This is a genomic window from Microbacterium sp. Z10_103, assembly GCF_058310455.1.
In genome coordinates this window covers 2400603-2421560 of the sequence record NZ_JBZEGK010000001.1, presented here as the reverse complement: position 1 = coordinate 2421560, position 20958 = coordinate 2400603, and the positions used below count along the sequence as shown (strand labels likewise).

Sequence of the window (20958 nt, the reverse complement as noted above, 5' to 3'; positions counted from 1 at the left end):
ACCGGATCACTCCGCGGTGCCGCGCGCCCCGTGGAGGCGTGCCAGGGCGGCGACGACGTCCCGGTGCCAGCGGCGCGCCGCCGGGAGGACCCCCGTGAAGATGGCGACGTCATGCGTCACCCCGAGGTACTGCACCGCGCTCGCCTCGACACCGTCCGCGCGCAGACGCTCCGCGTACGCCGCTCCATCGCCGCGGAGCGGGTCGTACTCGGCGGTGAGGATCACCGCCTCGGGAAGGCCGGCATGCGAGGCGGCGAGCAGCGGCGAGGCGAGGGGGTCGCGGGCATCGGACGGCTGTGCCAGATAGGTGCGGGCCACCGAACGGAGTTCGCGTAGCGCGAGGAGAGAAGGGATGCCGAGCGCCCGCGTCGCGCGCAAGTCGATGTGTCGGCCGGTGAGGTCGGTGACCGGCACCTCCAGCAGCTGCAGACGGATGGGAGGTCCCGAACGGTCTCGATTGGCGAGCGTCAACGCTGCGGCGATCGAGGCACCCGCCGACGTCCCGGCGACCCCGATCCGGTCGGGGTCGATCCCGAGCTCGTCGGCGTTGCGGTGCAGCCACACGAGCGCAGCGTGTGCCTGCTCGATCTGAGTCGGGAACCGGTGCTCGGGAGCCAGGGCGTAGTCCACGGCGACCATCGCGACGGATGCGTCTGCCGCCCGGCGGCGGTTCGCGGCATCCGTCGTCGGATAGTCGATGCCCCCGATGCGGAATGCCCCGCCGAAGAAAACGAGCCACGCGGGGATGCGCTCGGCGCCGGCCGAGTTCGGGGGGCCCTGTGCCGGCTGGGGGTAGTAGATGCGCACACGGACGGCCGGCAGACCGGGAACGGGGACGAGGTGCTCAACGGTGCGCAACTCCGGGCCCGGCGTCCCGACCGTTTCGAGCTCCTTGCGATCCCATGCCAGCGCAGCACGGCGATGCCGCGCCCTTGCCGTATGGGCCCCGGCGCCGGACGTCGGCGTTCGAGCCGGGCCCGACCCAGCCGCCTTGGTCGGCGCTTCGGGCTCGTCTCGTCGCCCGAGGAGCCGGCGCCAACCGGCCACCCGGAGGCGGAGCGCGTCGATGCGCTGCCGGAACAGATACCGGCGGTGCACCCGCAATCGCTCGGAGAAGAACGGATCCAAGCCCATCGAACACGCTCCTCCCCAGGGGTTCACAGTCTAGGACCGGAGAACGTCGCATGTTTCGGCCCCGCACCCGCCGCCGCGGGGTGACGATAGACGCGGGGAGAGCGAAGGAGTTGTTGTGACGTCGCCGATACCCATGCCCGTTCGTGTGAGCGTGGTCGTCCCCGTGTTCAATCCGGGACCGGCCTTCGACGAACTCATCGGATCTCTTGACCGCCAAACCCTGCGGCACACGGAATTCGAAGTCCTCCTGTGCGATGACGGATCGGGCGAGGAGACCCGCGCGCGTCTCGCCCGTGTCGCCCGAGATCGACCGAACACGCGGGTGCTGACCCTCGCGCACACGGGCTGGCCGGGTACGCCCCGCAATCACGGCATCGCTGCGGCGCAGGGCGACTACGTGTACTTCGTCGATCAAGACGACTACCTCTTCGACGCGGCGCTGGAGAAGCTCTGCGACTACGCCGACCTGCACGCATCCGACGTGGTCATCGGCAAGGAAGTGGGAATCGGACGCCGCCTGCCGCGCCAGATCTTCCGCCGTGACATCCCTCGCGCCACGCTCGGCAAAGATCCCCTCCTGGAACTCCTCACCCCGCACAAGCTTTTCCGCACCTCGTTTCTCCGAGCGAACGACATCCGCTTCCCCGACGGACGAGTGCGCCTCGAGGATCACCTCTTCGTCATGCGCGCCTACTTCGAGGCCGAAACGATCTCCGTCCTCGCCAGCGAGCCCTGTTACGCCTGGGTGAAGCACCCCGGCAGCGCCAGCTCCTCGCGGATCGATCCCGGCACGTACTACCCCCATCTGGAGGCCGTCCTCGACCTCGTCGATGCCCACACGGAACCGGGACCGCTTCGCGACACGCTCCTGCGGCATTGGTACCGCGGGAAGATCCTGAAGCGACTGGCGGGGCGACAGATGCTCGGATATCCCGACGACTACCGCGCGCAGCTCCTCGACGTGGTCATCCCCATCGCGCGGAGAAGGTTCGGTCCCGGCGTCGACGACGGCCTCGCGCTGCCGCACCGGATCCGTTCGGCATTGCTCCGCGGCGACCGGCGCGCCGATCTCCTGTGCCTGGCGGCGTTCGAGGCCGGTCTGGAATGCCGCGCCGTGGCGACCTCCGCCACGTGGTCACGCGGGGGAGGGCTCCGGCTCACGATCCGCGTGACGATCACCCAGGACGGCGAGGATGCGCTCGTCTTCGAGTCGCCCGGCTCGGACCCCGGGCGCCTCGTGCTGTCATCCTCGTTCTCCCTCGAGGACCTTCCTCCGGCCGTCCTCAAGGCCGGCCGCGACCTTCGTCGCGACCGTGTCGAGGTTCTCCTCCACGACGACACCGACGGCACCGAGCGCCGCCTCGCGGACCGCCGACGAGACAGCCGGGCATCCTTCGGCCTCTCGGTCGACCCGCTGAAGGTCTTCAGCCGGAAGGATCGCTCCCACGGCGGGCGCATCGTCGTGAAGATTCGTCGAGCACGCTGGTCCTTCGACGTGCCCCTGACAGCGGATCCGGCGATCCTCGCCAGGGCGGGGCGCTCGCCGCTCCTGGCCGGCCGCACGTGCGTCCTCGTGGCAGCCGGCAATGGGGCGGTCGAGCTCCGTCGCGAGTGGCCGGGCGGACGTGTGAAGGACTTCGCCGGCCGCGTCGTCCGCCGAGTCCGCAGGCTCGGGCGACACGCCTGAGGGGGTCGTCGGTGGCAGGCTCGCGCGGCGCGGCCGTAAGCTGCATGCGTCGCACCGTGCGAGTGGCCGGTCGCCTCCCCGCCCCGCAGTGTGACCTGCTCACCGACGAAGGAGGCGCCCGATGAGCGCTGTGAGAGACGGACGACTCAGCCGCGGCCTCGTCACAGCCGCGGGTGCGAGCTATACCGTCAACGTCGCCTTCGGTGCGGCCGTGGCATCCGGTGCCGTCGACAACAGTCGCATCCGCTGGGTCCACCACGCCCTGTTCCTCGCCACGGCGTCGCTGACCGCGCTCGCGCTCGCTTCCCATGCCGTCCAGCGTCGGCCTGAGGCCCTCGTTCTCCTGCCGGGGGCGCTGACGCTCGCCGTGCTGCCCTACGCGGGCGGACAGCGGAGCCGGCACATCGCGGTCGCGGGGTCGGCCGCGCCGTCGTTTGCGACCGCTGTCATTCTGGCCTGGAGGAGGCGCTGATGGAGTTCCTTGACGTGGTGCGTCGTCGGAAGACGACGAATGGGGCGTTCCTCCCCGATCCGGTCTCGGAGGAGCATCAGCGGCTGCTGATGGAGGTCGCCGGGCGCGCCCCGTCGCAGCTGAACAGCCAGCCGTGGCGTTTCGTGATCGTCGAGGATCGCTCCACGATCGAGAAGATCGGCCGGATCAGCGGCGAGAGCATGACCGAGGCGATGTCCAACGGCACCTTCTTCGAGCGGTACAAGCCCTACTTCCGCTTCAGCGCCGCGGAGATGGAGCGGCGTCGAGATGGGATGCTGTTCGACCGGCTCCCGGCACCGCTCCGCCCGTTCACCAGCCAGGTGTTCACCTCGCGGGGGCAGAAGCTGATGAACGGGTTGCGCGTGCCTCAGAGCCTGGGCGAGGAGAACCGCAAGCTGGTCTCCGGCTCGCCGCTGCTGCTCGGGGTGATGCTGGACCGGTCGGAGTACCGGCCCGGTCAGCTGTCATCGTTCTACTCCGTGTTCAGCATGGGCGCGGCGATGGAGAACATCTGGCTCGCCACCGTCGAGCTCGGCATGGGGATCCAATTCATCTCCTTCCCCATGGAAGTCCCGGGTCGCTGGGACGAGATCGTCCGCCTGCTCGAGGTGCCGGACGACCTCGAGCTGATGGCGGTGTACCGGCTCGGCTATCTGCCCACCGAGCAGCGCCGGCCGCCGATCGATTGGACGAGCGGGCAACGCAAACTTCCCTCGCAGTACGTCTTCCGTGGAACCTGCGCCACCCCGCAGGAAGGGTGGGACGAGCCCTCCATCCCTCCTCCCGGGGGAAGCGGCGGCTGAGCACCGTGCCCTCACGAATGCGGGGCGCGGTAACGTCATCGGATGCCCGAACTCCGCCGCGCGGCCGTCGCCGACATCGACCCCACGACGCTGTACCGCATCCTGTGGCTGCGCGTGAGCGTGTTCGTCGTCGAGCAGAACGTCGCCTACCCCGAGATCGACGGCCGCGACATCGAACCCGGTGCCGAGCTGATGTGGCTCGAGGAGGACGGCGCGGTTCCCGCGACCCTCCGCATCCTGCGCGACGGCGACGCTCTGCGCATCGGCCGCGTCGCGACCGCCCGGAGCGCCCGCGGCCGGGGATACGCCGCCGACCTCATGCGCGCCGCCGTCGAACGCTGCGAAGAGGTGGCCCCGGGAGCCCCGATCGACCTCGACGCCCAGATGCAGCTCGAAGGCTGGTACGCGCGCTTCGGGTTCGTGCGTTCGGGTGAACCCTTCACCGAAGACGGCATCCCGCACATCCCGATGAAGCGCTCATGACCGGCGGTCAACCAGGTGAGGCCGGATACGCCTGGCTGCGCGCGCGGTGAACGGCGCCCGTGCAGGCGCCCGCAGCCGCGGGGCACGGTAGCGTAGCCAGATGCCCGAAATCCGCCGCTCCGTTGTCGCCGAGATCGACCCGACGACGCTCTACCGAATCCTGTGGTTGCGCGTGAGCGTGTTCGTCGTCGAGCAGAACGTCGCCTACCCCGAGATCGACGGCCGTGAGATCGAGCCCGGCGCGGAGCTCCTGTGGACCGAGGAGGGTGAGGCCGTGCTCGCCACCCTGCGGATCCTGCAGGATGACGGCGCACTCCGCATCGGTCGCGTGGTCACGGCAGCCGCGGCACGCGGCCGCGGCTACGGCGCTGACCTCATGCGCGCGGCCATCGAGCGCTGCGAGCGGCGCGACCCCGGTGCGCCCATCAACCTCGACGCGCTGCTTGGGCTCGAGGGCTGGTACACGCGCTTCGGATTCGCGCGCTCGGGCGAGCCCTTCGAAGAAGACGGAGTCACTCACATCCCGATGAGGCGGCCGTGACCCCGCTCCGCACCCATCGGCTGACACTTCGCGACTGGACGACCGACCCCGACGATCTCGACTTCGTGCTCGACATGTACTCGCGCGGGGACGTGCAGCGCTACCTCGGGCGCTCGCCGCGCCTCATGGCCGACGTGGAGGAGGCCCGCGCGGCGGTGAGGCGGTGGACGGCGCTCGAGGACGGACCCCTCGGCGTCCGCGCGATCACCACGCACGAGGGCGACCGGCTCGGGAGCCTCCTGCTCAAGCGCATCCCGTGGTCGGCGGATGCTGTCGCCCCCGGCACCCCCGAGGACATCGAGGTCGGCTGGCACCTGCATCCGGACGCGTGGGGCCACGGGTACGCGTCGGAGGCGGCCGCCGCCGTGCTGCAGGAGGCGTGGGATGGCGGCATCCCCCGCGTGGTCGCGGTGACCAACCCGGCGAACTCCGCGTCGCAGGCCGTGTGCCGGAGGATCGGGATGCGGCACCTCGGTCTCAGCGACCGGTACTACGACACGACCTGCGAGCTCTTCGCGATCGAGGCGCCCGCCCGATAGCGCGACCCGCGCCGCCGGGCAACCGGATGCGGGAGCATCCCGGTCACGCGAGGATGGGGCCATGCTCAGCATCCCCACCCTTCCCCTCAACGACGGCACCTCGTTCCCCGAACTGGGTCTCGGCACCTACAAGCTGCGCGGAGAGGCCGGGATCGACGCCATGCGTTCGGCGCTTACCGCGGGCTACCGCCTGCTCGACTCCGCCGTGAACTACGAGAACGAGGCCGAGGTCGGGGAGGCGGTGCGAAGCAGCGGCATCCCGCGCGAGGAGATCCTCGTCACCACGAAGATCCCCGGCCGTGACCACGGCTACGACGAGACCACGGCCAGTGCGCGGCGATCCCTGGAGACCCTGGGACTTGACCGCATCGACCTGTATCTCATCCACTGGCCGAACCCGAGCGTGGACAAGTACGTCGACACCTGGCGGGCGATGATCGATCTGCGGGCATCGGGGGAGGTGCGTTCGATCGGTGTCTCGAACTTCACCGAGCCGATGCTGCGCCGGCTCGTGGACGAGACCGGTGAAGTCCCGGCGGTCAACCAGGTGGAGCTGCATCCGTACCTCCCGCAGGAGGAGCTGCGCGCCGTGCATGCGGAACTCGGCATCCGGACCGAGAGCTGGAGCCCGCTCGCCCGCCGCAGCGAACTCCTCAGCGAACCGGTCGTGACCGACATCGCCGCCGCGCACGGGGTGACCCCGACCCAGGCGGTGCTGCGCTGGCACGTGCAGGTCGGCTCGACCCCGATTCCGAAGTCATCCGACCCGCGGCGCCAGCGGGAGAATGCCGACGTGTTCGGTTTCGAGCTGTCCGCCGACGAGGTGGATGCGGTCTCCGCACTCCGCCGCGGGCGCCTGTGGGATGCCGACCCCGACACGCACGAGGAGATGTGAGCGCGAGAAACGACAATCCGGGCGAGACGGCACGCGCTGCGCCGTTTCTCGTCCGGAACGTCGTTTCTCGCTAGGGGCGGATGGCGCGGAGCCACTCGTCGAACGTCTGACCTCCGCGCGCGGCCGACGCATCCGGCAGGAGCGATCCGTCGCGCTGAGCACGACCGAAGGGTCCGGGAAGCGGCACGGCCGGGATCCACCCTCGCCGTCCGGTCGCGCGGGCGTAGGCCCGCACCATCCTCACCAGGCTCTCCTCCCCGGGGCCGGCCAGGTCGGCGATGCGGCCGGCCGGCGCCGCCGTGGCGAGGGCGGCCAGGTGTTCGCCGACCTCTCGCGCGGCCACGGGCTGCGTGCGCATGCGTGGGGCGACGTGCAGCGGCCCGAGCTTCGCGCGGGCGAACATCTGCGCGGCGAACTCGTGGAACTGCGTGGCCCGGAGGATCGTCCACGGGATCTGTCCGGCCTCGACGAGCCGCTCCTGCGCGAGTTTGCCGGCGTAGTAGCCGTGCGGGGCACGATCCACGCCGACGATCGACAGCGCCACATGATGCGCGACGCCCGCCCGGCGCTCCGCGTCGAGCAGGTGACGGGTGGTGGACGCGAAGAAGCCGATCGACTCGTCCTCCGCGAGGGTGGTGACGCTGAGAACGTCCACCACCGCATCCGCGCCGACGAGGGCGGTCTCCAGGCCGGATCCGCTCCGCACGTCGACGCCCTCGGCCCGGGCGAGGACGACCGGCTCGTGCCCGGTCGCCTCGAGCGCGGCAACGACGTGGCGCCCGACGGTGCCGGTTCCCCCGGCGACGGCGATTCTCACGTGCGGCCTCCCGCGGGTTCGATGGGCGAAGGGTTCTGGGGCGCGAGGTCGGCCGGGTCGGGGAGCATCGATCCCGGCGGGCTGGGTTCCACCCGCGGGGAGGCGAGGATCGCCAGCAGCACGCCGGCCAGCGCGATCGCGCCGCCCAGCGCCTTCACGGGGTCGAGGGTCTCACCCAGCAGGAGGGCGAACGCATAACCGAAAGCCGGAATCGCGGCCGTCGCGACTCCCGATACCGCGGCCGGCACGCGCTCGGCGCCGTAGTTGAAGAGCACGAGCGTGGGCGCGGTCACCACCAGCGCCAGCACGAGGATGCTGATCACCCCGCGCTCGTCGGTCGGAAGGGCGAGGGTGCCCGTCACCGCCTCCCACCCGAGCCAGGGGAGCATCAGGGCCGTGCCCCAGACGCCGGTGGCGGTGGCGAGCGACAGCGCGTCCGGGGCATCCGCCCGCCCTCCGTCCCGGCGGAGCAGGACGGTGTAGATCGCGTAGGAGGCCAGTGCTCCCACGTTGAGCACCACGCCGAGGTCGAGACGGAACCCGGATGCGGCGACCAGCGCGACGCCGATGGTCGCGAGCGTCAACCCGGCGATGGTGCGGCCGGAGAGCCGCTCGCGGATCACCATGACAGCGGCGACCGCCGTGAGCACCGGCAGGAGCGAGGCCACCAGAGCCGCGGTGCCGGGGGTGGTGAACAGCAGGCCGATGCTCGAGAGGGAGTAGTACAGCGTCACGCCGGTGAACCCCAGCAGGATGGTGCGCGGCTGTCGCAGGGCGCGCGCGAACGCCGGGCGGCGAAGGGCGAGCGGCACGAGGATGACCAGCGCCAGCCCGAAGCGGCTGACCGAGAGGACGGCCGGGGAGGCGGTCTGCAGCGCCCAGCCCGAGAGGACGTAGGCGAAGGACCACAGGATCACCGACACGCCGATCGCACTGATCGGCAGCCACCGAGCGGCCACGGGCGCCGTCAGAGTTCGATGCCGCGGTCGTCGTCGTTGACGCCGGAATTGCGCCCGCGCCACGACTCGTAGGCGATCAGCCAGCCGATCGAGATCGCCGCTCCCAGCACGATCCCGAGCCAGACGTTTCCGAAGACCATGCCGAACAGCACGCCGAGGGCCAGCACGAGCACGGTTCCCAGGAGCCACTGGGTGCGGCCGCGCGGCCAGCCGGTGCGGGGTTCGGACATACGCACAGCCTAGAGCCTGAGCGATCACGCCCCGCCCGTGAGCTCAGCCGGGAGCGGAGATCGAGACCATCCAGGCGATGCCGAAGCCGTCGGTGAGCATGCCGAACCGGCCGCCCCACGGCGGGGTGTCCAGCGGCATCGTGACCGTGCCGCCCTCCGCCAGCGCGTTCCAGTAGCGCTCCAGGGTGGGCGCGTCGTCGCCACTGAGCGACACGGAGAAGCCCGCGGGCGGTGAGTACGGCACGGAGCTGGGGGTGTCGGATGCCATGAGAGTGAAGCCGTCGGGCGTCTCGAGCTGCGCGTGCATGACGAGGTCGTTCTCCGACGGGTCTTGACCCATCTCATACGAACCGAAGGTGTCGATCGTCAGTTCGCCGCCGAAGATCGAACGGTAGAACTCCATCGCCGTGCGCGCGGAGCTGCGGAAGGACAGGTAGGGGTTGAGCGTCGTTGCCATGGCGACAGGATGACGCGGGGCGCCGACATCGGGGGAGAGGCTTTGGACTCAGCGGTCGCGGTGGTCTTCAGGATGCAGGCGCGGACCGCGGCGAGGCTCGATCATGCCGCTGGCGTAGATGAGCCGGATCACGCGCTGGCGCTGCCCTGCCCAGGGGGCGAGGAGTTCCAGCATCCCGTCGTCGTCCACGCGCCGGCCGGTGAGCGCGTAGCCCACGTGATGGGCCAGGTGGTAGTCGCCGACGCTGACGGCGTCCGGATCGCCGAAGGCGCGGATCCGGGTCTCGGCGCTCGTCCAGACACCGATCCCGGGCAGGCTGGTCATCACGCGGTCGCGAGTGGTGCTGTCGGGGGCGTCGGTCGCGGCGCGCACGAGGGAATCGCCGCGCGCGGCAGCCTCGACGATGGTCCGCGACTGCGGGGGCTCGAGGCCTGCCCGATGCCACGCCCACGAAGGGATGCGGCGCCACCCGGTGAGATCGGGCGGGGCGAACAGGGGCCGGGGAGTCGGTCCCGGCGCGCGCTCGCCGTACCACGTGACGATCCGCCGCCAGGCGGCGAACGCCTGGATCGCGGTCACCTTCTGCTCCATGATCGCGCTCGCGAGGGCATCGAAGAAGAGGTCGGTCCGCCCGATGCGGAGACCGGGATGGCGGTGATGCGCCTCGGCGATCAGAGGATGGCCCGTGGGGTCGAAGTCGGCCGGGTCGTCCTGCCCTCCGCACAACGCAGGGAGCTGGTCGAGCGCCCATTCCGCGCCGGGACCCCACGCCGCGCCCCGGACGATGCCACCCGGGCCCTCGCGGAGGGCGAGGGTCGCCACGCCGGCCGGCGTGCGGCTCGCCCGCCAGATGACGCCGCCGGCCGTCGTCATCGTCGGGTCTCCGGGGCCATGACGCTGGGGGAGGACGGCCCGCGCGAGGTCGAGCGGATGCCGCGGACGATAGACGGTCTCGACCGGTCGCTGCGGCGCCGGCCGCGGGTCGCGTGCTGCGGGCGCATCGCGGCCCGGGCGTCGGAAGACGGGGGCCGGCTCCGAACCGCGCCGGGCGGCGATCTCTCGCGCGCGCACCCCCGGATAAGCCATGCCCGCCACCCTACGTCCTCGTCACGACACGGCGGCCGAGAGCGGTGCGGGGTGGTTCAGACGCGGTCGGGGGAGGGGGTGCCGTGCCCGAAGCGGAGAACGACGTCGGCGTGCCGGTCGAAGCGGTACCCGACGCCGCGTACGGTGCGGACGATGTCTTCGTAGCGACCGAGCTTGGCGCGCAGGCGCCGCACGTGGACGTCGATCGTGCGTTCGCCCGGCGTCTCGTCATCCGTCGTGCCCTGCCAGAGGGAGGCGACCAGTTCGCTCCGGTCGATCGTCCGGCCCTCGCGCAGGACGAGGTACTGCAGCAGCTCGAACTCCTTGAAGGTGAACGCCGCGGACTCTCCGTCGATGAGCACGCGCTTGCGGGAGATGTCCACGATGACGCCGCCGGCGAGGGTGTCGGCGTCCTCCGGTTCCTGCTTGGTGCGGGCAACGGCCGAGGGTTCGTGCAGCGCGAGCCGCACGACATCCACATCGCGACCGCCGGAACCGGCGGGGGCGAGCGCGACGGTGGCGTAGGTCTGGGCGCTCGGGGCGAGGCCGGCCAGGGTTCGGCGGAGGGCCTCCACCAGGGTGCCGAGGCTCACGCCGTCGGCGGCGGCCTTCACCTCGTCGATCCCGACGTAGAGGGCGAACCCGCGGGGGGCGGTTCCGGGGGGCAGGTGCCGCTCGGCGGCGGGCGGCTCGGCGACGACCGAGGCCGGAGGGGCCGGAGGCGTGGCAACGGCGCGCAGGTGGCGAACGGGAGCGGGGCGGTCGAGAAGGGCGGAGGTCGACATGATGATGGCTGTCCTAAGAAAGCAGAACCTGCGCTCGCACGAGGAGGCGGTTCGGATGCGGGAGGGAGGGCCGCGATGGCCGGAACGAGGCATCCGGGTGCGCGTGATCGACGCGCGCTCCGGGGCGCTCGGGGACGGCGTGCTCGGCGTTCAGAAGCTCGAGCGGTCGTCCGACGGAGTCACCGAGTCAGCGACACATTCGACACGACTGAGCGCGGCCGGCCATCATCATGCCGGCAATCCCGTTCGCCTCCCAGGCGGACAGAGAACGCGCGTTGTCAGTCATACGCCCGATTATGTCGGTATGCGTCGCGATGCGTCAAACGTGTCAGGTCCATCGCGGGCAATATTTCGCTCTATGACGCCGACGTGCGACGGTCGTCGGACGGTCATCCCCGATATGTTGCAACATCCGCTAAACCTCTTGCGCTGAGATGGCCAAAGGTTTAACGTCTCTGTCGAAGCGCTTCCCGTAAGCGCTTCGACACCGAGGAAACCGCGGCTTCGGCCGCTGACGATGGAGTCCGCATGGCGAAGATCGATGAGGTGGCCAAGGCCGCCGGTGTCTCGATCAGCACGGTCTCGTATGCGCTCAGTGGCAAGCGGCCCGTCGCCAAAGACACCCGAGAGCGCATCGAGCGTGCCGTCCGGGAACTGGGCTACAGCCCCAACGCCGGAGCGCGCATGCTCGCGGGCGACCGCACGCACATCTTCGCCCTGACGGAGCCGTTGCGCCCCGACACGCACGCGCCCACCCATATGGCGTTCGTGCTGGCGGCGACGGTCGCTGCGCGGCGCCAGGACTACGACATCCTTCTGCTCACCGACGAACAGGCGCAGGCGGGAATGAGCCGCGTCGCCTCGAGCGGCCTCGTCGACGCCATCATCGTCCTGGATGTGGCGCCCGACGACCCGCGCGTGGCTCTCGCACGGGCGATCGAGACGCCGTCGATCTTCATCGGGGTCCCCGATGACCACGAAGGCCTCGTCTGTGTCGACCTCGACTTCGAGCGGGCTGCCGCTCTCGCCGTGGATGCCCTCCTGGATGCGGGGCACGAGCGCATCGCGCTCATCGGTCAGACCGACATCGCCTACCGCACATCCAACTTCCCTCCGCGCGTGCGCAACGGCGCGATGGAGCGAGCCGCCGAGCGCGGTGTCGAGTTGCAGTTCCGCTCCTCCGGTGCGGTGATGACCGACCCGCTCGCGACGCGGCGCGCCGTCGCTGAGCTGCTGGAGTCGGGCATCACCGGGATCGTGCTGCACTGCACGCAGGAGGCCCACGTCGCGGCGCTCGAGGAACTCGCGACCTCGGGCGTGTCCGTTCCGGACGACGTTTCCGTCGTGGCGGTGGGGGCCACCTTCGATACCGCGGCGATGCCGACGCCCGTGGACACGATCCCGCTCATCCCGCAGGCATCCTGTGACCTCGCCGTCGATCTGGCCGTGCGCTCGCTCGGCCCCGATCGCCCGGTGCCCGGGCTGCACCTCATCCCGCCGACGTACGTCGACCGCGGGTCGGTCGCTCGCCCCGTCGTCCCCGCCCGCCGCTGACCCGCCCGCCCAACCCGATCCGCATGCCTCGCATCGAAGCGCTTCGACACCGCGTCATCCCCGCCCCACCCGACCAGCACGTCACCAAGAAAAGTCACTCAGAAAGGAGTGCCGAAGATGGCACGAATCACCAGGAACACCCAGCGCCGTGCCGCCGCGGCTCTGGCCACCGCAGCGGTGGCCGCGCTCGCTCTCACCTCCTGCTCCGGCGGATCGGGCGACAGCGAAGGAGACGACACCCTGACCCTCTGGCACTACGAGGGTGACAACAGCGCCATGGGCATCGCCTGGGCGGAGGCGATCAAGGTCTTCGAAGAGGAGACGGGCGCGACCGTCGAATTCGAGGAGCGCAGCTTCGAACAGATCCGCTCCACGGCGAGCCAGGTGCTCAACTCCGACGAAGCGCCCGACCTGATGGAGTTCAACAAGGGCAACGCCACGGCCGGGTTCCTCGCCAGCCAGGGCCTCATCGCCGACATCAGCGACGCGGTCGAGGAGCACGGCTGGGACGACCAGCTGGCCTCGGCCCTGCAGACCACCGCGCGTTACGACGAGGACGGCGTCATGGGTTCGGGCGCCTGGTACGGCGTTCCCAACTACGGCGAGTTCGTCACGGTCTACTACAACAAGGATGCCTTCGCCGCCGCCGGGCTCGCGGTGCCGACGACCTACGACGAGTTCATCGCCGTGCTCGATGCCTTCCAGGCGCAGGGGATCACCCCGCTGGCCGAGGCCGGCTTGGAGTACCCGCTCGGTCAGCTCTGGTACCAGCTGGCGCTGAGCCAGGCGGACCGGCAGTGGGTCAACGACTACCAGCTGTACGAGAACCCGGTCGACTGGACCGGCGACGAGATCACGTACGCCACCGAGACGGTCCTCGAGTACGCCGACAAGGGCTACTTCTCGCCGGACGTCACCGGGCAGAAGGCCGAGGACGCGGGTCTGTCGTTCATCAACGGCACGGCACCGATCTTCGTGTCCGGCAGCTGGTGGTACGGACGCTTCGTCGATGAGATCGACGGGTTCGACTTCGGGCTGTTCCCCTTCCCCGACAGCGCCCTGAGCCTCGGCTCGTCGGGCAACCTCTGGGTGGTCCCCGAGCGCGCGGAGAACAAGGAGCTCGCGTACGAGTTCATCGACATCACCATGCGTCCCGAGATCCAGGCGCTCATCGGCAACAACGGCGGTCTGCCCGTCGCCGCGGATGAGGCGGACATCACCGACCCGAAGAGCCTCGAGCTCATCCAGGCCTTCAACGCCGTCAACGAGCAGGACGGGCTGTCGTTCTACCCCGACTGGCCTACCCCGACCTTCTACGACAGCCTCGTCGCCGAGTTGCAGGAGCTGGTGAACGGCACCAAGACGGCGGCAGAGGTCCAGGAGGCCCTCGGCGCCGAGTACGACTCGTACGTCGACGACTTCCGTTGATCGACCGGGGTGGCCCGCCGCGTCGGGCCACCCCGCCCCCCTGCACACTTCATCCATCCACGCCCGAGGAGCCGGCGATGTCCGCTGTTCCCTTCGTCCGCGCCCCGCGGACCAAGCTCCCGCCCGAAGAGCCGCTGATTCCCCAGGGCCGGAGACGCACGGCCGCCTACTGGCTGTACCTTGTGCCGGGTCTCGTGCTGGCCACCGTGATCGTGGTCATCCCGCTGATCTGGAACATCTATCTGAGCTTCACGGACTGGCGGGGCATCCGGCCGCCGGAGTTCATCGGTCTGGAGAACTGGATCGAGCTGGTGGGCGACGCGAAGTTCTGGACGTCGTTCGGCAACAGCATCTGGATGATCATCGCGATGGTCGTCTTTCCGACGATCATCGGGCTCGTCCTCGCCGCCCTCCTGTTCGACGTCATCGGGCGCAAGTTCGGTGGGCGCCTGGCGAGCTTCCTCCGCGCCACCTACTACCTTCCGCAGATCCTTCCTGCCGCCATCGCCGGCATCGTCATCGGCTGGATCCTGCGCCCGCAGGACGGCGCACTCAACACGCTTCTGGAGAACGTCGGGCTGGGCTTCCTGGCGCACAACTGGCTGGGCTCACCCGACACCGCCCTCGCCGCGATCATGGTCGTCCTCGTCTGGATCCAGATCGGCTACCCGGTCGTGGTGTTCATGGCCGCCCTGCAGCGCGTCGATCCCGAGCTGTACGAGGCGGCGGAGCTCGACGGTGCCAACTGGTTCCAGCGCTTCCGCTCCATCACGGTGAGCATCATCCGCCCCGAGATCTACGTCGTCACCCTCACGTGCACGATCGCCGCACTGAAGGTGTTCGGGCCGGTCTACGTCCTCACCCGCGGAGGACCGGGCACCTCGACGATCGTGCCCGCCTACTACGCCTACAGCGAGTTCTTCCAGTCGCAGCAGGTGGGCTACGGCGCCACCATCGCCACGGCGCTGACGATCGTCATCACGATCGTGTCGATTCTGTTCATCCGCGCGCAGAACGGCGCGGAGCGCAAGGAAAGGGCGGGGCTCTGATGGCCACGACGATAGCCGTGACCGCGGCTCCCACTTCGGCGAAGCCGCGCCCCGCGGGCGGCAAGGGGCGAGGAGGGATGACCAAGAAGCGCGGAGTGGACTGGCTGCTGCTCGCCTTCGCGGTCGTCGCCGCGATCGTCATCATCGCGCCGTTCTACCTGATCCTCATCAACTCCTTCAAGTCGCCCACCGATTACTCCAACGGCGGTCCGCTCGCACTGCCCACGGCCCTGAACTTCGACGGGATCGTCGCGTTCTGGGAGAGGGTGAACTTCCCGCAGAAGGTGTGGAACTCGTTCTTCATCGCCGGGATGGTGTCGGTCCTGGCGGTGCTGATCTCCGTGCTGAACGCCTTCGCGATCGGCATCGGACGGGTCCGCGGTCGCTCGTGGATCGTGCTGCTGTTCCTCCTGGCGAACCTGCTGCCGCAGGAGGCGCTCCTCTACCCGCTGTACTACATGTTCCGAGAGGTCGGCCTCTACAACAACGTGTGGTCGGTCATCATCGTCTTCACCGTCATCCAGGCCGCCTTCGGCACGTACCTGTTGTCGTCGGTGTACGGCACGTTCCCCAAGGAGGTGCTCGAGGCCGCTTCGATCGACGGCGCCAGCCGGTGGCAGATCCTGTGGCGGGTGATCTTCCCGATCAGCCGCCCCACCCTGTCGGTGCTGCTCATCTTCTTCTTCATCTGGACCTGGAACGAGTTCCTCATCCCCCTCACGTTCCTCGTCTCGAACGAGAACCAGACCGTGCCCGTCGCGATCGCCGTCCTTCAGGGCGATCGACTGATGGATGTCACGACCACCAGCGCATCGGCCCTCCTCGGCCTCATCCCCACCCTCCTTTTCTTCCTCATCTTCCAGCGCACCCTCACGCGCGGCATCACCGCAGGAGCAGTCAAGTAATGAAGTTCACCGATGGTTTCTGGCAGCTCCGACCGGGCGTCACGGCGCTGTACGGCCAGGAGGCCTACGACATCCGGGAGACTCGGACGGCCGACGGCCCCGGCATCCGCGTGATCGCCCCGACCAAGGTCATCGAGCGCCGCGGCGACACCCTCAACCGTCCCGTGCTCACGGTGACCCTCTCCTCGCCGTCCGAGGGGGTCGTGCGCGTGCGGGTCGAGCACCACGTCGGGGGTGGCCGCGGACTGTCGTTCGGGCTGCCGGGCGCCACGGAGAACACGGCAGCCGTTGAGGTGGATGCTGCGGGCGCGAGCCTGCGCACCGGGAACCTGCAGGCGCAGATCACGCCCGGCGCACCGTGGTCGCTGTCGTTCTCGTCGGCCGGCCGCACCCTCACGTCCAGCGGCCACAAGGCCCAGGGCTATCTGACGCTCACCGACGACGCCCAGGTCGACCCCGGCATCGTGGGGAACGCGCGCGCCGGCAGCCCGGTCGGGCGGCCCCGCGCGTTCATCCACGAGCAGCTCGACCTCGGTGTGGGGGAATTCATCTACGGTCTCGGCGAACGGTTCGGACCCTTCGTCAAGAACGGCCAGACCGTCGACATCTGGAACGCCGACGGCGGCACCTCCAGCGAGCAGTCCTACAAGAACGTGCCGTTCTACCTCTCCAACCGCGGGTACGGGGTGCTCGTGAACGACCCCGGTCATGTCTCGTTCGAGGTGGGATCCGAAGCGGTCGAGCGCGTGCAGTTCTCCGTGCCCGGTGAGGCACTGGAGTACTTCGTGATCGACGGGCCGACCCCCAAGGACGTCCTCTCGCGCTACACCGCCCTCACCGGCCGCCCGCCGGTGGTACCCGCGTGGTCCTACGGACTGTGGCTCTCCACGAGCTTCACCACCGACTACGACGAGGCCACCGTCACCTCGTTCCTGGACGAGATGTCGCGGCGCGAGCTGCCCGTCTCGGTGTTCCACTTCGACTGCTTCTGGATGCGGGAATTCCAGTGGACCGACTTCGAGTGGGACGAGCGTGTCTTCCCCGACCCCGACGGGATGCTGCAGCGCCTGCACGACCGCGACCTGCGGGTGTGCGTGTGGATCAACCCGTACATCGCCCAGGCGGCGCCGCTTTTCGCCGAGGCCGCCGAGCAGGGTTTCCTCGTGAAGCGTCCCGACGGGTCGGTGTGGCAGTGGGACCTGTGGCAGGCCGGCATGGGGCTCGTGGACTTCACCAACCCCGATGCGACCCGCTGGTACCAGGACAAGCTCCGTGCCCTCGTCGCCCAGGGCGTCGACTGCTTCAAGACCGACTTCGGCGAGCGCATCCCCACCGACGTCGTCTACGCCGACGGCAGCGCCCCCGACCGCATGCACAACCTCTACACGCACCTCTACAACAAGGCCGTCTTCGACGTGCTCGAGGAGATCCGCGGCGAGGGCGAGGCGGTGCTGTTCGCCCGCTCGGCCACGGCCGGCGGCCAGACCATGCCGGTGCACTGGGGCGGCGACTCGACGTCGACCTTCGCCTCCATGGCCGAGACCCTCCGGGGTGGCCTGTCCCTGGCGATGAGCGGGTTCGCGCACTGGAGCCACGACATCGGCGGGTTCGAAGGCACCCCCGACGCCGCCGTGTTCAAGCGCTGGACGGCGTTCGGGCTCCTCGGCACGCACAGCCGCTTCCACGGGTCGGACTCGTACCGCGTGCCGTGGCAGTTCGACGAGGAGGCCGTGGACGTCACCCGCACCTTCACGCAGCTGAAGATGAGGCTCATGCCGTACCTGTACCAGGCGGGCGTGGATGCCGCGGCAACCGGTGTGCCGGTGCTGCGGCCGATGGCGCTGGAGTTCCCCGACGATCCCGCGGCGGCCCACCTCGATCGGCAGTACATGCTGGGTTCGGACATCCTGGTAGCGCCGGTGTTCTCCGCCGAGGGCGAGGTCGACTTCTACCTTCCCGCGGGGGAGTGGACGCATCTCCTCACCGGTGAGAGCGTGGACGGGGGCCGCTGGCGCCGCGAACGCCACGGGTTCGACAGTCTTCCGCTGTATGTTCGACCCGGCACCGTCCTCCCGTGGGGGGCGCGCGCCGACCGCCCCGACTACGACTACCTCGACGGCCTCACCCTCCGGGTCTTCCCGGGCGGGGAGGGTACCGCCGACGTGCACGTCACCACTCCCGATGGACGCACCGCCGTCCTGTCGGCCGACCGTTCGGAGATCACCCGATGACCGCCTCTGCCGGCAACGCCGATTACCGCGACAGCGGCCTCCTCTTCCCCGAAGGATTCACCTTCGGTTCGGCGACCGCCTCCTACCAGGTCGAAGGCGCCGCGGCGGAGGATGGCCGCGGACCCTCGATCTGGGACACGTTCAGCAAGACCCCGGGCAAGGTGTGGAACGGCGACACCGGCGACGTGGCGTGCGACCATTACCACCGGTGGGAGTCCGACCTCGACCTGATGAGCGACCTCGGACTCGGGGCCTACCGTTTCTCGATCGCCTGGCCGCGCATCATGCCCACCGGCACGGGGGCCGTGAACCAGGCCGGGCTCGACTTCTATTCCGGTCTCGTCGACGGTCTGCTCGAGCGCGGCATCCGGCCCGTCGCCACGCTCTACCACTGGGATCTTCCGCAGCCCCTCGAGGATGCCGGCGGATGGGCGGCGCGGACGACCGCCGACGCCTTCGAGCGCTACGCGGAGGTCGTCGGCGCGGCGCTGGGCGATCGCATCCACACGTGGACGACCCTCAACGAGCCGTGGTGCTCGGCCTACCTCGGGTACGGGCAGGGCGGGCACGCGCCCGGGCGCCATGAGCCGGCCGCGGCGCTGGCCGCCGTGCACCACCTCAACCTCGCGCACGGGCGCGCCGTGCAGGCACTCCGGGCCACCTCGACCGGCGACCCGGACTACTCGGTCACGCTGAACTTCCACGTCGCCCGCGGGCGCGGCGATCGCGGCGCCGAGGCGGTCCGCCGCGTCGAAGCCCTCGCGAACCGCGCCTTCACCGGCCCGATGCTGCGCGGCGAATACCCCGCCGACCTGCTCGAGGACACCGCATCCGTCACCGACTGGTCGTTCGTTCAGGACGGCGATCTGAAGGCCATTTCTCAGCCGATCGACGTGCTGGGCGTCAACTACTACTCGACCGTCACGGTGCAGATGTGGGACGGAGCGTCGCCGAAGCAGCAGAACGACGGCCACAAGGCCGCCGACGGCGGCACGGCCTGGCCCGGCAGCGACGGTGTCGTGGAATTCCTCGAGCAGCCGGGGCCGTACACGGCCATGGGATGGAACATCGCCCCCGAGGGACTCGAGGAGCTGCTCGTGTCGTTGCGGGACCAGTTCCCCGGGCAGCCGCTCATGGTGACCGAGAACGGCGCCGCCTTCGACGATGTCGTGGCGGGGGACGGCTCGGTGCCCGACCCCGATCGTGTCGACTACCTGCGCCGTCACTTCACCGCCGCGCATCGGGCGATGGAGCAGGGCGTGGACCTGCGCGGGTACTTCGTCTGGTCGCTGATGGACAACTTCGAGTGGGGCTACGGCTACTCCAAGCGGTTCGGAATCGTGCGCGTCGACTTCGACACTCTCGAGCGCACCGTGAAGGACAGCGGCCGCTGGTACAGCGAGCTCGCGCGCACCGGAGTGCTTCCGGACTGAGTCGAGCCCGAAGGACCCCGCGCCCCGACGCCGTGCGCCGGAGACAGGCGTACCCTATCGGGGTGACCGAACTGCGCTTCGCCGACGAGAAAGACGCCTCGCGCTACACGCTGCACTGCGGCGACGACCTCGTGAGCGTGCTGGACTACCGCGACGACGGCCGGACCGTCGCGATGACGCGGGCCTACACGATCCCGACCTTCCGCGGACACGGGTACGCGGGCGAGGTCGTGGACCGCGCCGTCGCGCAGCTCGAGGCGGCGGGCGACCGTGAGGTGATCCCGGTGTGCTGGTACGTCGCCGACTGGTTCGCGGCCCACCCCGAGCGCGCCGGCATCCTGCGCGCCCGCCACTCCGCCTGAGGTTCTCGCGGCTCTACACTGAGCGCGTGCACATGAAGGACGCCTTCGACGCGGTGGCCGTCGTCTTCGAGGCGATCGGAGCAGTCGCCATGGCAGCGGGGTTCGTCGTCGCCGTGGTGCTCAGCATCCGCGCCCTCACGCGGGGCGAAGGGGGCGCGCGTGCGTTCTCCGTGGTGCGCACCACTCTGGGCGGCGGCATCCTCCTGGGGCTCGAGGTGCTCGTCGCCGCCGTCCTGCCCTGGCGCCGAGCGCTCACCACGACCGGGGCGCATGTGGTCGCCGGTGCCGTCGCGCGAGACCGGGCCGCGACCGGTTCTGCCGGCAGGTAGTCGCCCCGGTTCCGAGCGTCAAGCCCTTCCCCGCCGCGCGGGGGACACGCGAGGGTAGGAGAGCGACGGAAGGAACACGCCATGGATGATCGCGACCTGCCCGAGGGTGTCATCAACGCCGACCCCGCCGGCGGCTGGGAGAGCGGAGCGACCGCGGACGGCGAGACCGCCGAGCGGAACCGCGAGGCGCAGGACTCGTCGGGTCTGACCGACTCCGATCTGTCACCGACCGAGCCCGGCGACGATGCGACCGACGTCGCACCCGTCGAGAGCGACGCGCCTACTCAGGTCGCCGACCCCGACATGTCCACGGATGAGGAGAGCTGACGATGTCCGGAACCGCGAACGAATTCGACAAGCCGGGTGGGAACTACCCCGACCGCAATGACGAGTCGCCCATCGAACCCGCGCAGGACGAGGATCGCGGCGGCGACGCCACCATCCAGCACGGTGAGGCGCCATCGACCGTGCAGGGCGGCGCCGTCGCTCCGGACGCCCACGCCCCGACGGCGGGGTCGCCCGGCACGCAGGACGAACCGGCCATGGACATGCACGACGCCTCGGACGAAGACCGCGTCAACGGAATCGTGGCTCAGACGCGTGCCGACGTGGGTGATGCCCCGGAGGAGCGTATCGCCGACGTCCTGCGTCAGCGCTTCACCGAGACCGGAACCGACGTCGGGGACGACCGCATCCGCGCGCTCGCTGCGGAGATCGCGCAGCGCTGACCCCTCGCGGGGCGGCCGCGCCGCGCCCCT

24 protein-coding genes are annotated in these 20958 nt (G+C 69.9%); 17 read left to right on the top strand and 7 right to left on the bottom strand.

Annotation, left to right across the window (positions count from 1 at the left end; all coding sequences use genetic code 11):
- Nucleotides 1-6: 6 nt before the first annotated feature.
- The gene (locus tag AC4FS2_RS11795; protein WP_491156665.1) at nucleotides 7-1134 is read right to left on the bottom strand and encodes an alpha/beta hydrolase; all 1128 of its coding nucleotides are present in this window, start codon (nucleotides 1132-1134) and stop codon (nucleotides 7-9) included.
- 115 nt (nucleotides 1135-1249) lie between these two features.
- Here AC4FS2_RS11795 and AC4FS2_RS11790 point away from each other — a divergent pair, with 115 nt between their 5' ends.
- From AC4FS2_RS11790 to AC4FS2_RS11760, 7 genes are all read left to right on the top strand, one after another.
- Nucleotides 1250-2821 carry a glycosyltransferase family 2 protein gene (locus tag AC4FS2_RS11790; RefSeq protein WP_491177251.1) on the top strand — a complete coding sequence of 524 codons (1572 nt, stop codon included), beginning with the start codon at nucleotides 1250-1252 and terminating at the stop codon, nucleotides 2819-2821.
- Nucleotides 2822-2942: 121 nt separating this feature from the next.
- Nucleotides 2943-3293 (top strand): hypothetical protein, encoded by a 351-nt coding sequence (locus AC4FS2_RS11785; protein WP_491156667.1) that lies wholly within the window; start codon nucleotides 2943-2945, stop codon nucleotides 3291-3293.
- The gene (locus tag AC4FS2_RS11780; RefSeq protein WP_491156668.1) at nucleotides 3293-4117 is read left to right on the top strand and encodes a nitroreductase family protein; all 825 of its coding nucleotides are present in this window, start codon (nucleotides 3293-3295) and stop codon (nucleotides 4115-4117) included. The genes AC4FS2_RS11785 and AC4FS2_RS11780 overlap by 1 nt, the downstream gene beginning before the upstream one ends.
- Nucleotides 4118-4159: 42 nt before the next feature.
- A complete protein-coding gene (locus AC4FS2_RS11775) occupies nucleotides 4160-4600 on the top strand; it encodes a GNAT family N-acetyltransferase (RefSeq protein WP_491156669.1) in 441 nt (146 codons plus the stop codon).
- Between the two features lie 100 nt (nucleotides 4601-4700).
- Nucleotides 4701-5141 (top strand): GNAT family N-acetyltransferase, encoded by a 441-nt coding sequence (locus tag AC4FS2_RS11770; protein WP_491156670.1) that lies wholly within the window; start codon nucleotides 4701-4703, stop codon nucleotides 5139-5141.
- Nucleotides 5138-5680, top strand: coding sequence for a GNAT family N-acetyltransferase (locus tag AC4FS2_RS11765; RefSeq protein WP_491177249.1), 543 nt, complete (start codon nucleotides 5138-5140; stop codon nucleotides 5678-5680). Before AC4FS2_RS11770 ends, AC4FS2_RS11765 begins: the two co-directional genes overlap by 4 nt.
- A gap of 61 nt (nucleotides 5681-5741) precedes the next feature.
- Entirely contained in the window at nucleotides 5742-6575 is an 834-nt protein-coding gene (locus tag AC4FS2_RS11760) for an aldo/keto reductase (protein ID WP_491177247.1), read from the top strand.
- A 70-nt stretch (nucleotides 6576-6645) separates the two neighbouring features.
- On the opposite strand, the gene AC4FS2_RS11755 is transcribed toward AC4FS2_RS11760, so the two are convergent.
- From AC4FS2_RS11755 to AC4FS2_RS11730, 6 genes are read right to left on the bottom strand one after another with little or no spacing between them, the layout of a single operon-like run.
- A complete protein-coding gene (locus AC4FS2_RS11755; RefSeq protein ID WP_491177244.1) occupies nucleotides 6646-7392 on the bottom strand; it encodes an SDR family oxidoreductase in 747 nt (248 codons plus the stop codon).
- Nucleotides 7389-8351, bottom strand: coding sequence for a DMT family transporter (locus AC4FS2_RS11750; protein ID WP_491177242.1), 963 nt, complete (start codon nucleotides 8349-8351; stop codon nucleotides 7389-7391). Before AC4FS2_RS11750 ends, AC4FS2_RS11755 begins: the two co-directional genes overlap by 4 nt.
- Before the next feature lie 8 nt (nucleotides 8352-8359).
- Nucleotides 8360-8581 (bottom strand): hypothetical protein, encoded by a 222-nt coding sequence (locus tag AC4FS2_RS11745; protein WP_491177239.1) that lies wholly within the window; start codon nucleotides 8579-8581, stop codon nucleotides 8360-8362.
- Nucleotides 8582-8624: 43 nt separating this feature from the next.
- Nucleotides 8625-9038 (bottom strand): VOC family protein, encoded by a 414-nt coding sequence (locus tag AC4FS2_RS11740; protein ID WP_491177238.1) that lies wholly within the window; start codon nucleotides 9036-9038, stop codon nucleotides 8625-8627.
- 48 nt (nucleotides 9039-9086) lie between these two features.
- Nucleotides 9087-10124: a DNA-3-methyladenine glycosylase family protein gene (locus AC4FS2_RS11735; RefSeq protein WP_491177236.1), complete on the bottom strand. Its 1038-nt coding sequence runs from the start codon at nucleotides 10122-10124 to the stop codon at nucleotides 9087-9089.
- A 56-nt stretch (nucleotides 10125-10180) separates the two neighbouring features.
- Nucleotides 10181-10909 carry a winged helix-turn-helix domain-containing protein gene (locus tag AC4FS2_RS11730; protein ID WP_491177234.1) on the bottom strand — a complete coding sequence of 243 codons (729 nt, stop codon included), beginning with the start codon at nucleotides 10907-10909 and terminating at the stop codon, nucleotides 10181-10183.
- A 528-nt stretch (nucleotides 10910-11437) separates the two neighbouring features.
- Between AC4FS2_RS11730 and AC4FS2_RS11725 the strand changes: the two genes are divergently transcribed.
- The 10 genes from AC4FS2_RS11725 (at nucleotide 11438) to AC4FS2_RS11680 (ending at nucleotide 20928) form a co-directional block, all read left to right on the top strand.
- Nucleotides 11438-12463: a LacI family DNA-binding transcriptional regulator gene (locus AC4FS2_RS11725; RefSeq protein ID WP_491156678.1), complete on the top strand. Its 1026-nt coding sequence runs from the start codon at nucleotides 11438-11440 to the stop codon at nucleotides 12461-12463.
- A gap of 117 nt (nucleotides 12464-12580) precedes the next feature.
- Complete coding sequence (locus AC4FS2_RS11720) at nucleotides 12581-13891, top strand: ABC transporter substrate-binding protein (protein ID WP_491156679.1); 1311 nt, start codon at nucleotides 12581-12583, stop codon at nucleotides 13889-13891.
- A 77-nt stretch (nucleotides 13892-13968) separates the two neighbouring features.
- A complete protein-coding gene (locus AC4FS2_RS11715; protein WP_491156680.1) occupies nucleotides 13969-14940 on the top strand; it encodes a carbohydrate ABC transporter permease in 972 nt (323 codons plus the stop codon).
- Entirely contained in the window at nucleotides 14940-15845 is a 906-nt protein-coding gene (locus AC4FS2_RS11710; protein ID WP_491156681.1) for a carbohydrate ABC transporter permease, read from the top strand. Before AC4FS2_RS11715 ends, AC4FS2_RS11710 begins: the two co-directional genes overlap by 1 nt.
- Nucleotides 15845-18076: an alpha-xylosidase gene (gene yicI, locus AC4FS2_RS11705; protein ID WP_491156682.1), complete on the top strand. Its 2232-nt coding sequence runs from the start codon at nucleotides 15845-15847 to the stop codon at nucleotides 18074-18076. Before AC4FS2_RS11710 ends, yicI begins: the two co-directional genes overlap by 1 nt.
- Nucleotides 18073-19509 carry a GH1 family beta-glucosidase gene (locus AC4FS2_RS11700; RefSeq protein ID WP_491156683.1) on the top strand — a complete coding sequence of 479 codons (1437 nt, stop codon included), beginning with the start codon at nucleotides 18073-18075 and terminating at the stop codon, nucleotides 19507-19509. The genes yicI and AC4FS2_RS11700 overlap by 4 nt, the downstream gene beginning before the upstream one ends.
- A gap of 62 nt (nucleotides 19510-19571) precedes the next feature.
- Nucleotides 19572-19871 (top strand): GNAT family N-acetyltransferase, encoded by a 300-nt coding sequence (locus AC4FS2_RS11695; RefSeq protein ID WP_491156684.1) that lies wholly within the window; start codon nucleotides 19572-19574, stop codon nucleotides 19869-19871.
- Between the two features lie 32 nt (nucleotides 19872-19903).
- Entirely contained in the window at nucleotides 19904-20200 is a 297-nt protein-coding gene (locus tag AC4FS2_RS11690) for a DUF1622 domain-containing protein (RefSeq protein ID WP_491156784.1), read from the top strand.
- Nucleotides 20201-20281: 81 nt separating this feature from the next.
- Entirely contained in the window at nucleotides 20282-20527 is a 246-nt protein-coding gene (locus AC4FS2_RS11685; RefSeq protein WP_491156685.1) for a hypothetical protein, read from the top strand.
- A 2-nt stretch (nucleotides 20528-20529) separates the two neighbouring features.
- The gene (locus AC4FS2_RS11680; protein WP_491156686.1) at nucleotides 20530-20928 is read left to right on the top strand and encodes a hypothetical protein; all 399 of its coding nucleotides are present in this window, start codon (nucleotides 20530-20532) and stop codon (nucleotides 20926-20928) included.
- The last annotated feature ends 30 nt before the right edge of the window (nucleotides 20929-20958 follow it).

Bases quoted from the DNA above. Each gene is read 5' to 3' on its own strand.
- AC4FS2_RS11795 (WP_491156665.1), bottom strand. From the start codon at position 1,134: ATGGGCTTGGATCCGTTCTTCTCCGAGCGATTGCGGGTGCACCGCCGG.
- AC4FS2_RS11785 (WP_491156667.1), top strand. From the start codon at position 2,943: ATGAGCGCTGTGAGAGACGGACGACTCAGCCGCGGCCTCGTCACAGCC.
- AC4FS2_RS11780 (WP_491156668.1), top strand. From the start codon at position 3,293: ATGGAGTTCCTTGACGTGGTGCGTCGTCGGAAGACGACGAATGGGGCG.
- AC4FS2_RS11775 (WP_491156669.1), top strand. From the start codon at position 4,160: ATGCCCGAACTCCGCCGCGCGGCCGTCGCCGACATCGACCCCACGACG.
- AC4FS2_RS11770 (WP_491156670.1), top strand. From the start codon at position 4,701: ATGCCCGAAATCCGCCGCTCCGTTGTCGCCGAGATCGACCCGACGACG.
- AC4FS2_RS11760 (WP_491177247.1), top strand. From the start codon at position 5,742: ATGCTCAGCATCCCCACCCTTCCCCTCAACGACGGCACCTCGTTCCCC.
- AC4FS2_RS11745 (WP_491177239.1), bottom strand. From the start codon at position 8,581: ATGTCCGAACCCCGCACCGGCTGGCCGCGCGGCCGCACCCAGTGGCTC.
- AC4FS2_RS11740 (WP_491177238.1), bottom strand. From the start codon at position 9,038: ATGGCAACGACGCTCAACCCCTACCTGTCCTTCCGCAGCTCCGCGCGC.
- AC4FS2_RS11735 (WP_491177236.1), bottom strand. From the start codon at position 10,124: ATGGCTTATCCGGGGGTGCGCGCGCGAGAGATCGCCGCCCGGCGCGGT.
- AC4FS2_RS11730 (WP_491177234.1), bottom strand. From the start codon at position 10,909: ATGTCGACCTCCGCCCTTCTCGACCGCCCCGCTCCCGTTCGCCACCTG.
- AC4FS2_RS11725 (WP_491156678.1), top strand. From the start codon at position 11,438: ATGGCGAAGATCGATGAGGTGGCCAAGGCCGCCGGTGTCTCGATCAGC.
- AC4FS2_RS11720 (WP_491156679.1), top strand. From the start codon at position 12,581: ATGGCACGAATCACCAGGAACACCCAGCGCCGTGCCGCCGCGGCTCTG.
- AC4FS2_RS11715 (WP_491156680.1), top strand. From the start codon at position 13,969: ATGTCCGCTGTTCCCTTCGTCCGCGCCCCGCGGACCAAGCTCCCGCCC.
- AC4FS2_RS11710 (WP_491156681.1), top strand. From the start codon at position 14,940: ATGGCCACGACGATAGCCGTGACCGCGGCTCCCACTTCGGCGAAGCCG.
- yicI (WP_491156682.1), top strand. From the start codon at position 15,845: ATGAAGTTCACCGATGGTTTCTGGCAGCTCCGACCGGGCGTCACGGCG.
- AC4FS2_RS11700 (WP_491156683.1), top strand. From the start codon at position 18,073: ATGACCGCCTCTGCCGGCAACGCCGATTACCGCGACAGCGGCCTCCTC.
- AC4FS2_RS11690 (WP_491156784.1), top strand. From the start codon at position 19,904: ATGAAGGACGCCTTCGACGCGGTGGCCGTCGTCTTCGAGGCGATCGGA.
- AC4FS2_RS11685 (WP_491156685.1), top strand. From the start codon at position 20,282: ATGGATGATCGCGACCTGCCCGAGGGTGTCATCAACGCCGACCCCGCC.
- AC4FS2_RS11680 (WP_491156686.1), top strand. From the start codon at position 20,530: ATGTCCGGAACCGCGAACGAATTCGACAAGCCGGGTGGGAACTACCCC.